The 10,443-nt window shown below is 69.5% G+C and carries 9 protein-coding genes and 1 pseudogene; 7 read left to right on the top strand and 3 right to left on the bottom strand.

Annotated features, from left to right (window positions below; genetic code table 11):
• On the bottom strand, positions 1-886 hold an 886-nt coding region (locus FFS49_RS38965; RefSeq protein WP_137951059.1), incomplete at its 3' end, for a LysR family transcriptional regulator.
• Positions 887-1,057: 171 nt separating this feature from the next.
• On the opposite strand from FFS49_RS38965, the gene FFS49_RS38960 reads away from it, so the two are divergent.
• From FFS49_RS38960 to FFS49_RS38935, 6 genes are all read left to right on the top strand, one after another.
• Complete coding sequence (locus tag FFS49_RS38960; RefSeq protein ID WP_105817931.1) at positions 1,058-2,248, top strand: MFS transporter; 1,191 nt, start codon at positions 1,058-1,060, stop codon at positions 2,246-2,248.
• A gap of 13 nt (positions 2,249-2,261) precedes the next feature.
• Complete coding sequence (locus FFS49_RS38955) at positions 2,262-2,564, top strand: helix-turn-helix domain-containing protein (RefSeq protein ID WP_071336251.1); 303 nt, start codon at positions 2,262-2,264, stop codon at positions 2,562-2,564.
• 260 nt (positions 2,565-2,824) lie between these two features.
• Positions 2,825-4,405, top strand: coding sequence for an MFS transporter (locus tag FFS49_RS38950; protein WP_105817932.1), 1,581 nt, complete (start codon positions 2,825-2,827; stop codon positions 4,403-4,405).
• A gap of 12 nt (positions 4,406-4,417) precedes the next feature.
• Entirely contained in the window at positions 4,418-5,494 is a 1,077-nt protein-coding gene (locus tag FFS49_RS38945; protein WP_105817920.1) for an HlyD family secretion protein, read from the top strand.
• Complete coding sequence (locus FFS49_RS38940; RefSeq protein WP_105817921.1) at positions 5,491-7,098, top strand: efflux transporter outer membrane subunit; 1,608 nt, start codon at positions 5,491-5,493, stop codon at positions 7,096-7,098. Before FFS49_RS38945 ends, FFS49_RS38940 begins: the two co-directional genes overlap by 4 nt.
• 47 nt (positions 7,099-7,145) lie before the next feature.
• Positions 7,146-8,012, top strand: a complete 867-nt coding sequence (locus tag FFS49_RS38935) for a DUF2071 domain-containing protein (protein WP_105817922.1) — start codon at positions 7,146-7,148, stop codon at positions 8,010-8,012.
• Positions 8,013-8,020: 8 nt separating this feature from the next.
• On the opposite strand, the pseudogene FFS49_RS38930 reads toward FFS49_RS38935, so the two are convergent.
• Positions 8,021-8,616, bottom strand: a pseudogene (locus FFS49_RS38930) (DUF815 domain-containing protein).
• 26 nt (positions 8,617-8,642) lie between these two features.
• Positions 8,643-9,551 (bottom strand): DMT family transporter, encoded by a 909-nt coding sequence (locus FFS49_RS38925; protein WP_105817923.1) that lies wholly within the window; start codon positions 9,549-9,551, stop codon positions 8,643-8,645.
• A gap of 90 nt (positions 9,552-9,641) precedes the next feature.
• On the opposite strand from FFS49_RS38925, the gene FFS49_RS38920 reads away from it, so the two are divergent.
• Positions 9,642-10,442, top strand: coding sequence for a helix-turn-helix transcriptional regulator (locus tag FFS49_RS38920; protein ID WP_039362607.1), 801 nt, complete (start codon positions 9,642-9,644; stop codon positions 10,440-10,442).
• Position 10,443 lies beyond the last annotated feature (1 nt).

Below are 10,443 nucleotides of genomic sequence, written 5' to 3'. Positions count from 1 at the left end.
TCCGTTCACGCAACCGCGGCGCGACGAAATCGAGAAACGCGCGCAGCTTCAGCGGCATCGGCGCCTGCCCCTTGTGCACCAGGCTGACCGGCAACGGCTGCGATTCGAACGCGTCGAGCACCACGTCCAGCGTGCGATCGCGCAGCGCCTGCGCAACCTGATACGACAGCACGCGAATCAGCCCGACACCGAGCACCGCGGCATCGATGGCCGCCTCGGCCGTATTCACCGCGAAGCGCGAGTGCACCGGCACCGTCAGCTCGCCCTTCTCGCCGTCGAACACCCACGCGCGCCGCGACGCCAGCACCTCGAACGTGATGCATTGATGCCGCGCCAGATCGGCCGGTTCGGCGGGTGTGCCATGCGCCGCCAGATACGCCGGGCTTGCGCAGATCACGCGGCGCACGCTGCCGACGCGGGTCGCCATGAAGCTGCTGTCGGGTAATTCGCTGATCCGCAGCGCGACGTCGATCTGCTCTTCCATCAGATGCGCGACGCGATCGGTCAGCACCAGCCGCACGTCGATCTCGGGATAGTGGGCGAGGAACGCAGCCAGCACCGGCACGATATGCAGACGCCCGAACACGATCGGCGCGGTGACGATCAGCTCGCCACGCGGCGCCGCATATTCGCCGGTGGCGGCACGCTCGGTTTCCGCGATGTCGTCGAGGATGCGCCGGCAACCGGCGACATACGATTCTCCGGCCTCGGTCAGCGACAGTTGCCGCGTCGTGCGATGCAACAGCCGCGTATTCAGGTACGCCTCGAGATCCGCGATCTTGCGGCTCACGGTCGCCAGCGGAATGCCGAGCTGGCGCGCGGCGGCCGACATGCTGCCGGCATCGATCACCGCGACCAGCATGGACATCGACTCCAGGCGGTTCATATTGCCTCTCGAATTACGGAAAGATGATTCCAGATTCTGGTGGATTATCTTTTCCAGTGCAAGGCAGTACGCTTCTTTCACCTCGTCGTCGCCGGCCGATTCCGTTGTCTGCGGCGGCCGATCGCCATGAAAAAGGAGCCTGCCATGAACGAATTCCCTGTCGCGTCGGGCATGCCGCCCATCGCACCGCCTGCCGCCACGCCGCCCACCACCGCATCGCGCGGCAAGATCGTCGCGATGGCCGCCATCGCCGGCGCGGTCGTGACCAACATCTATTGCACGCAGCCGATCCTGCCGCTGATCGCACACGACCTGCACGTCGCCCCGGCGACGGCCGACCTCGTGGCCGGCGCGGCGCTGCTCGGCTTCGCGACCGGGCTGGCGCTGCTGCTGCCGCTCGGCGATCGCTACGACCGGCGCAAGCTGGTGCTGGGCCAGATCGTGCTGGCCTTCGCGTTCGCGGTGGCGTCCGCGCTGGCGCCGGGCGTATGGGCGCTGATCGGTGCCGCGTTCTCGCTCGGCGTGGTCAGCTGCGTGCCGCAGCAACTGGTGCCGTTCGCGGCCGTGATGTCCGCACCCAATGAACGCGGACGCAACGTCGGTACGGTCGTCACCGGCATCATGGTCGGTATCCTGCTGGGCCGCGCGGTCAGCGGCCTGATCGCCGCGCACGCCGGGTGGCGTGCGGTGTATGCGGTCGAAGCCGCCGCGATGGTGCCGGTGGGGATCGCCGCCGCGTGGCTGCTGCCGCGCGGCGTGCCGAGCACTACGCTGTCGTATGGCCGGCTGCTCGCGTCGCTGTGGACGCTGGCGCGCACGCATCGTCCGATCCGCGAATCGATGGTCGTGCAGGCGCTGCTGTGGGCCGCATTCAATGCGTTCTGGGTCAATCTCGCGGCGCTGCTGGCCGACGGCCCGTGGCACCTCGGCAGCGCGTGGGCCGGCGGCTTCGGCCTCATCGGCGCGGCAGGCGCGCTGGCCGCCACGATCGGCGGCCGGGCGTCGGACCGGATCGGCACGCGCCGCGTGATCGGCCTGGGCATCGCGATCGTGACGGTGTCCTACCTGATTCTCGCCGGCGCCGGCAGCTCGCTCGCGCTGCTCGTGATCGGCGTGGTGGTGCTCGACATCGGTGTGCAGGCCGGCCTGGTCGCGAACCAGACACGCGCGTTCGCCGCGGATCCGAAGGCACAGGGCCGCATCAACAGCCTCTACATGACCGCGACCTTCGTCGGCGGCGCACTCGGTGCAACCGTCAGCGGCGCGCTGATGGCCCGCTTCGGCTGGCACGGCGTGGTCGCGTTCGGTATCGCGGCCGGGCTCGCCGCCGCGCTCGTGCATCGCTGCGTGGGGCGGCACTGAGCCGGCGCGCGCCATGATCGACGTCGACCTCGCTCACAAGGCGCTGGCGCATCCGTTCCGGCGGGATGTCCTGCGCTGGCTCAAGTCGCCCGATACGTTGTTGCCGGACGCCGCACGACTCCGCTCGCAACACGGCGTGCCGCTTTCGTCGATCGTGGTACGCAGCGGGTTGTCGCAATCGACCGTGTCGGCGCACATCGCCGTGATGCGCGAGGCCGGCTTGATCGTGGCGACGACGATCGGTCAGTGGCGCTTCGTCGCCCGCGACGAAACAGCCATCGACGCGTTCATCGCGAGCATCGTCACCGAACTCTGACCCGCGGCACCGGGCCGCCGTTTCGCCACGCCCCGGCATCTATCCGGCTGCTTTTTTTCATCGAGAGACACACACGCCGTACGGGAATCCGTCGGCGTTTTTTTATGCGAGTCTCCTCCCGATTTCCGAGAGGATGATTCCCGAATCAGACCAATTATCGGCAAATCCTGAAGGATGTATCGTGCTTTCACGGTGGCGATTTCGTGATCGCCGCCCGCCAGACCCCGAGCCATCCGAACCCATTCGAAACACTCGACATCATGAATACCGTCTCCTTGCCGGCCATCGCCACGGCGCCTCCAGCCCAGGCCAGCGCCGCCGCGCCGCCCATCCTGACGCCTCGCCTTGCAACCGGCCTGGCCGGCATGCTGCTCGCGTCCTTGCTGGCCATCCTCAACGAACAGGTCACTGCCGCGGCGATGGCCGACATCCGTGGCGCGCTCTCCATCGGACACGACGACGGCAGCTGGCTGACCGCGCTGTTCGAGGCGGCCAATGTCGCGACCATGGTGTTCGCGCCGTGGTTCGGCGTCACCTTCACGCTGAAGCGCTTCACGATCGGCGCGGTGCTGGCGACGCTGATGCTCGGCGTGTTGTGCCCGTTCGCGCCGGGCGTCGCCGCGCTGACCGTGCTGCGCGTCATGCAGGGCATCGCCGGCGGTTGCCTGCCGCCAATGCTCATCATCGCGGCGCTTCGCTACCTGCCACCGAAAGCGAAGCTGTACGGGCTCGCAGGCTATGCGATGACCGCGACCTTCGGGCCTGCGCTCGGCACCCCGCTCGCCGCGCTGTGGACCGAGTTCGCCGACTGGCGCATGGTGTTCTGGCAAATCGTGCCGCTCGGCATCGCTTGCTGCGCGGCGATCGGCTACGGCCTGCCCGCCGATACACCGAAACCCGAACGGTTACGCGCGTTCAACTGGTCCGGATTCCTTACCGGATTCCCCGCCGTGGCGATGCTCGTCGTCGCGCTGCTGCAGGCCGACCGGCTCGACGGCTTCGAGTCGGCGACGATCCGCGCACTCACGGCAGGCGGCCTGACCCTGCTCGTCGCCTTCCTCGTCAACGAATGGTTTCATCCGCTGCCGTTCTTCCGGCTGCAACTGCTGGCGCGCCGCAACTTCACGCACGGACTGCTCACGCTGGCCGGCGCGGTGATGCTGCTGACCGCGGTGGCCGCGATACCGGGCCACCATCTCGCCGGCGTGCACGGCTACCGACCGCTGCAGACCGCGCCGCTGTCGCTGCTGGTCGCCGTGCCGCTGCTGCTCAGCCTGCCGCTGACGGCTGCGCTCCTGAACTTGCGGTGGGTCGATTCGCGCTGGGTGCTGGCCACCGGCTGCCTGCTGATGGCGCTCACCTGCGTCGCGGGCAGCCGGATCACGACCGAGTGGATCCGCGACGACTTCTACTGGCTCCAGTCGATCCAGATCGTCGCGCAACCGATGCTGATCCTGCCGATCCTGATGGGCGTCACCACCGGCCTGCCGCCCGCCGAAGGGCCGTTCGCGTCGGCCATGTTCAATTCCCTGAAAACCTTTTCGGCAGCGCTGGCCACCGGCCTGCTCGAAACATGGGGCACGGCCCGCGAACACCTGCATTCGAACCGGCTGGTGGACCAGCTCGGCAACCGGGCGCAGTTGAGCGCCGAGGCCGTGGTCGACAACGCAACCGGCCTCGCCCCGCTCGCGCACCGGCTGCACGAGCAGGCGCTGGTGCTGGCCTCGGCCGATCTGTACCGGCTGGCCGCCGGTGTCGCCTTCGCCCTGCTGCTGCTCGTGCCGCTGCTGCCGGTGCGGATCGCACCGCCGTGGGCCCCGCAACCTCCTTCCTCGCACTGAGAGACGATCGCCATGTCATCCGCCATCTCCCCCAAGCACAAGGCGCTTGCCGCCGCCGCGCTCGTGATCGCCGTCGGCGTCGCAGCTTGCGCCGGCACGCATCGCTTCATCGATTCGCATACCGAAACGACCGACGACGCGTACATCGCGGCCGACTTCACCCTCGTCGCCCCGCGCGTCGCCGGGCCGCTCGTCGAAGTCCTCGTCGACGACAACCAGCACGTGCGGGCCGGCCAGTTGCTGCTGCGCATCGACGACCGAGATTTTCGCGCCGCGCTGACGAGCGCGCAGGCCGACGTGGAAGCCGCCCGCGCGGCGGTGGCCAACGACGACGCCGAGATCGCCCGCCAGCCGGCGCTCGTCGACCAGGCGCGCGCCGCGCTGCGCGCCGACGATGCGGCCGTGCAGTTCTCGCAGGCCAACGACGCCCGCTACCGCGACCTGGCCGACAACGGCGCCGGCACCGCGCAGGAGCAGCAACGCGCGGCCAGCACGCTGGCCGGGCAGTTGGCGAAACGTGCCGGCGACGCGGCCGCGCTCGCGTCGATCAGCCAGAACCTCGCCGTGCTGCGCGCCCGGCGCGACCAGGCAAACGGCGCACTGGCCCGCGCCGAGGCCGCGCTCGACCAGGCGAAGCTGAACCTGTCGTACACGGAAGTCCGCGCGCCCGTCGACGGCAAGGTGGGCCGCCGCACCGCACGGGTCGGCGCCTTCGTCACGCCCGGCGCGCCGCTGCTCGCGATCGTGCCGCTCGACGATGCGTACGTGATCGCGAATTTCCAGGAAAACCAGATCGGCGCGATGCATCCGGGCGACCGCGTGCGCATCCGCGTCGACAGCCTGCCGGGCGTCAGCATCGCGGGCCATGTCGCGAGCCTCGCGCCGGCCACCGGCGTGAGCTTCGCGCCGATCGCTCCCGACAACGCCACCGGCAATTTCACGAAGGTCGTCCAGCGCGTGCCGGTCAAGATCGCCATCGACGGGCCGCACGAGCAGGCCGCAGCGCTGAGCGTGGGCCTGTCCGTCGAAGCGAGCGTCGACACCGGCGCGCATCGCGAGACCGCGACCCGGCAGGAGGCGCAACGATGAACCCCATTCGCATCCTGCGCGCGGCGACGCTTGCGCTCATCGCCGGCGCCGCGCTGACGGCCTGCACCATGGGGCCGAACTTCGAGGCGCCGGCCAGCACGGTACCGCCCGTGTTTGCACGCACGCAAACCCTGCAAGCCCCCAGCCAGCCCGTCGAGGCCGCCGTCGACGCCGACTGGTGGACCCTGTTCGACGACCCCGTGCTGAATACGCTCGAACAGCGCCTGGCCGACGCCAATCTCGACGTCGCGGCCGCATCGGCACGGCTGCGGCAGAGCCGGGCCGAACGGCGCGTTGCCGGTGCGGCCGAGCTGCCGACGCTCGCCGCGGCAGGTTCGTACGATCGCGAGCGCGGCAGCGAGAACGGCATCCTGTCGCTGCTCGGCGTCACGCCGAGCGCGGCACCGACGCAGTCGGCCTCGGGCGATACGCCGTTCGGCGTGGCCGCCGCGCCCGGCTCGTCGGGCTCGCCGGCTTACAACCTCTACCAGGCCGGCTTCGATGCGTCGTGGGAACTCGACCTGTGGGGGCGCGTGCGGCGCGGCGTCGAAGCGGCCGATGCGCTCACCCAGGCCTCGTACGAAGCGCGCAACGCGGTCCTGCTGTCGGCCCGCGCGGAACTCGCACGCGACTACCTCGAGCTGCGCGACGCGCAGGCCCAGTTGCGGATCGCCCGGCAGAACCTCGCCATCGCGCGTGACCTGGAGAAACTCGTCCGCATTCGCCGCAAGGACGGTGTGACGACCGACCTCGACGTGGCCAATGCGGCTGCGCAGGTGGCCTCGATCGAGAGCCGGCTGCCGATGCTGGAATCGCGTCGCGCGACACGCGCGAATGCAATCGGCGTGCTGCTCGCGCAACCGCCTGGCGCGCTGGATCCGATCCTCGAGGCACCGCATGCGGTGCCCGGGCTTCCGGCAAGCGTGCCGATCGGCTTGCCGTCCGAACTGACGCAACGCCGGCCCGACATTCGTCAGGCCGAGGCGCAGCTGCATGCGGCGACCGCCGCCATCGGCGTGGCGCAGGCCGACTTCTATCCGCGCATCACGCTGAACGGCAGTGCCGGTTTCCAGAGCCTCCAGCTGTCGAGTCTCGCCAGTTGGGCGTCGGGTCAGTTCGTGGTCGGGCCGTCGATCTCGCTGCCGATCTTCCAGGGCGGGCGCCTGACCGGCATGCTGAACCTGCGCCGGGCACAGCAGCAGGAAGCCGCGATCGTCTATCAGCGCACCGTGCTCGAAGCATGGCGCGAAGTCGACGATGCGCTGGTGGTCTATCACGCCGAACAGCAGCGCCACGATCGACTCGTCGCGATCGTGACGCTGAACCAGCGTGCGCTCGCGATTGCGCAGCAACAATACCGGTCCGGTGCGGCCGACTATCTCGACGTACTCAACGCCCAGCGGCAATTGTTCGACGCGCAAGGCCAGCAGGAGACCAGCGAGGCCGACGCGGCGATGCATCTCGTCACGCTGTGCAAGGCGCTCGGCGGCGGCTGGGAGACGCGCTTCGGGCCCGCGGCAAACACCGGGCGCGCGGATACGACGATGTTGCCTGCCCACGGCACGATCGCGCAGACGGGAAGCCGAAAAGGGGAAGCCGACTGATCGACGCGCGGCCTCGCCTCTTCCGCTCGCCCCGCACCACCGGCACAATGCCGCTCATGCTCCACGACAACGCCTTCGTTTCCCCATCCGCCGGCCCCGTCGGCCGCCTCGCCAACCGGCTCGTCGCGAGCCGCCCGCTGCTGCGCTCACGCCGCGCGCTGCTGTCGCGCCTGCCGTTTCTGCAGCTCGCGAGCGAGGTCGAGAACGTCGTGTACTGCACGTGGCTCGTCGATGTCGCCGCCGTCGCGCATCTGGTGCCGCATGGCGTCACGCTCGCGAGCCGCGATGGCCGCACGCCGTTCACGATCCTCACCTATGCGCACCGTCATTTCGGCCCGCGTATCGCGGGCCCGCTGCGACGCGTGTTCCCGTCGCCGCTGCAGAGCAACTGGCGGCTTTATGTCGATGCGTTGCCGGGCGGCGTGCCGGCCGATCGCACGGTGCTGTTCGTCAAGAACGTGTTCGATCATCCGCTCTATGCGCTCGGCAGCCGGCTCTTCAGCGATGCGCTGCCGTCGCATCTCGCCGAGCGCTTCACGCACACAGTGCAGGATGGACGGTATCGAACGCGGCTGTCGGGCGGGAGCGGGAGCGCGCCCGATTTTCATTGCTCGGCGGCCATGTCGGATGACGACACGCTGCCTGCGGCGTTCGCGCCGTTCTTCGAAAGCTGGCGCGACGCCGTCGCCTACCTGTCGCTGCAGCACGCGGCCGTCGCGCATGTCGCCGACTGCGACCGCCTCGCGCATGCGTCGATCGACCTGCCGATCGATATCGACGCGGTCCGGCCGCTGAAACCGGTCGAACCCGTTGGCGGCGGCGAGTTCCTCGCGCGCATTGGCGCGACCGGCGAGCCGATGTGCTTCGTCGTGCCGGACGTCGCGTTCCGGGTGTTGTCGGAGCGGGTGTTGTAACGCCCCACTCAGCTTGCTCGCAACGCGCGTGCGCTCTCATCCGCGTCACTTTCTTCCGCCAGCCGCCCCGCATAATCCCGCACGAACTGCACGGCAATCCGCCCCGACCGCGCACCGCGTTCCAGCGCCCACTGCAGCGCCGGTTCGCGCGCGGCGCGAATCTGCTCCGCATCGAACCCGGCGTCGCCAAGCCGGCTTTCGACAACAGCCAGATACGCGTCCTGGGTGAACCCGTAGAACGTCACCCGGATTCCGAAGCCACGATCGACGACTTGCCGGTGCCGCGCGCGCCTGTCAACAGCACGTGATTCGCCGCGAAGCCGCGCACGAACTGCCGCGTGTTGCGTTCTACGATTGCCACCTGCCGCTCGACGTTGCGCAGCGCATCGAACGCGATGAGCGCGGGCGCCGCGACCGGCTCGAGCGGCGCCGCTCGCGGCCCGCCGTCGAAGCCGCGCCAGCGGAATGCAACGGCCGCGTCGAAATCGACGGGCGCCGGCTGGCCGGTGCCCGCGAGCGCTTCGAGCGCGGTCGCGATCCGTTCAAGCTGGTGCGTGAGCGCCGGGCCCTCCACGGAGGCGCGCGCGTCCGGCAGCGCGGCCATCAGGTTCTGCATGTCGCGATCGCCGCTCATTGCCGCACCCCTTGCGATGCGCTCGCCTGGAACGGAAACCGCTGCGCGATCGCCACGCCGACGAGCGCCACGCCGCCGCCGATCAGGTGATACAGCCGCAGCGATTCACCGAGCAGCACGATCGCACCGCCGGCCGTCATCACCGGCAGCAGGTTCATGTACATCGCGCAACGGCTCGGGCCGAGCAGCCGCACGCCCTGCATCCACAGATACGGCAGCACGACCGACGCCAGCACGCCGGCATACAGGATCAGCGGCACGCTCGCACGCGTGGGCCACGCCGCCTGCCCGGGCAAGCGCAGCAGCATCGGCACCATGAAGACGAGCGCGGCGAGCGCCTGCACGTAGGTCGACTGCCACGCCGGCAGCGCACCGATGCGCCAGCGCTTGAGCAGCACGCCGTACAACGCATAGGCGGCCGACGCGGCCAGCATCAGCAGGTCGCCCGTGTGCACGCCGTGCGCGGCGATCGTCGTCGGATGCCCGTCGGCGATCAGGTAGATGACGCCCGCGAGCGACAGCACGCCGCCGCCGACCATGCCTGCGCCCGGCGGATCGCCGAGCAGCAGCGAGCTGAGCAGCATCGTCATCAGCGGCACGAGCGCCGTGATGATCGCCATGTTGGTCGCGCTGGTCGTCTTCGCGGCCTGGTAGGACAGGCTCTGGAACAGCGCCATCGCGAGAAAGCCGAGCACCGCGAGCTTCGGGAGATGCGCGGCGAGCGCCGCGCGATTGCGCCACGCGGGGCGCAGCGTGAACACGCTCATCAGCGCGACGGCGAGCAGCAGCCGGTAGAAGGTGATCGCCGACGGGTCGATCGTCGACGCCGACAGCTTCGACACGACCACGTTGCCGGCCCACAGCGCGATCGCGCAGAAGGGAAACAGAAAAGGAGACTTGTTCATCGCATTTGACGGATTAATATCCTGACAGGGGTCTGGCGTGGATCGGAACGCCATCGTGCCCGCCCGCCCAACCGCCTGTCTCTCGCCAAAATGTCACGACTTGTCGCCAATCGGACACTCGAGTCCACCCCGCCCGGTGCCCACCTGCGCTTCGAATCGACGCCGATGCCCGTATCGGCGATGGCCGCGACGTACGCGCACGGCACGTCGATCGCGCCGCACCGGCATCGCCGCGCGCAACTGCTCTATGCGATCGAGGGCGTGATGCACGTGCAGTCCGAAGGCGCGTCGTGGGTCGTGCCGCCGACGCGCGGCGTGTGGCTCGAAGCCGGTCTCGACCACACGGTGCAGATGAGCGGCGACGTGCAGATGCGCACCGTGTTCGTCGAGCCGGGCGCGGTCGAACACCTGCCCGCGCGGAGCTGCGTCGTGGAAGTGCATCCGCTGCTGCGCGAGCTGATCCTCGCCGCCGTGGACGTGCCGCTCGACTATGCGCCGGGCTCGCGCCACGATCACCTGATGCACCTGCTGCTCGCCGAGGTGACGGTCGCGCCGCTGCTGCCGCTGTACCTGCCGTGGCCGCACGACCCGCGCCTGCGCACGATCTGCGACGCGCTCGTCGCCGCGCCCGACGACCTGCGCACGATCGCCGAATGGGCCGACCTGCTCGGCCTGTCGGTCCGCACGCTCCATCGCGCGTTCCGGCGCGAGACGGGGCTCAGCTTCCGCCGCTGGCGCGAACAGGCGCGGCTGCTGCTCGCGCTCAAGCGCCTCGCGCACGGCGAGAAGGTGCTGACCGTCGCGATGGATCACGGCTACAGCAGCCAGAGCGCGTTCTCCGCGATGTTCAAGCGGCATTTCGGCGTGTCGCCGTCGGCGTTTTATGCGTAGG

Origin of the sequence: Burkholderia sp. 4NA327C6 (genome assembly GCF_005502655.1) — a bacterium.
GTDB classification, from domain to species: domain Bacteria; phylum Pseudomonadota; class Gammaproteobacteria; order Burkholderiales; family Burkholderiaceae; genus Burkholderia; species Burkholderia contaminans.
The sequence above is the reverse complement of the archived record's forward strand: the minus strand, read 5'-3'. Positions and strand labels throughout refer to the sequence as shown.

Bases quoted from the DNA above. Each gene is read 5' to 3' on its own strand.
- FFS49_RS38935 (WP_105817922.1), top strand. From the start codon at position 7,146: ATGCCGCTCATGCTCCACGACAACGCCTTCGTTTCCCCATCCGCCGGC.
- FFS49_RS38925 (WP_105817923.1), bottom strand. From the start codon at position 9,551: ATGAACAAGTCTCCTTTTCTGTTTCCCTTCTGCGCGATCGCGCTGTGG.
- FFS49_RS38945 (WP_105817920.1), top strand. From the start codon at position 4,418: ATGTCATCCGCCATCTCCCCCAAGCACAAGGCGCTTGCCGCCGCCGCG.
- FFS49_RS38955 (WP_071336251.1), top strand. From the start codon at position 2,262: ATGATCGACGTCGACCTCGCTCACAAGGCGCTGGCGCATCCGTTCCGG.
- FFS49_RS38960 (WP_105817931.1), top strand. From the start codon at position 1,058: ATGCCGCCCATCGCACCGCCTGCCGCCACGCCGCCCACCACCGCATCG.
- FFS49_RS38940 (WP_105817921.1), top strand. From the start codon at position 5,491: ATGAACCCCATTCGCATCCTGCGCGCGGCGACGCTTGCGCTCATCGCC.
- FFS49_RS38950 (WP_105817932.1), top strand. From the start codon at position 2,825: ATGAATACCGTCTCCTTGCCGGCCATCGCCACGGCGCCTCCAGCCCAG.
- FFS49_RS38920 (WP_039362607.1), top strand. From the start codon at position 9,642: ATGTCACGACTTGTCGCCAATCGGACACTCGAGTCCACCCCGCCCGGT.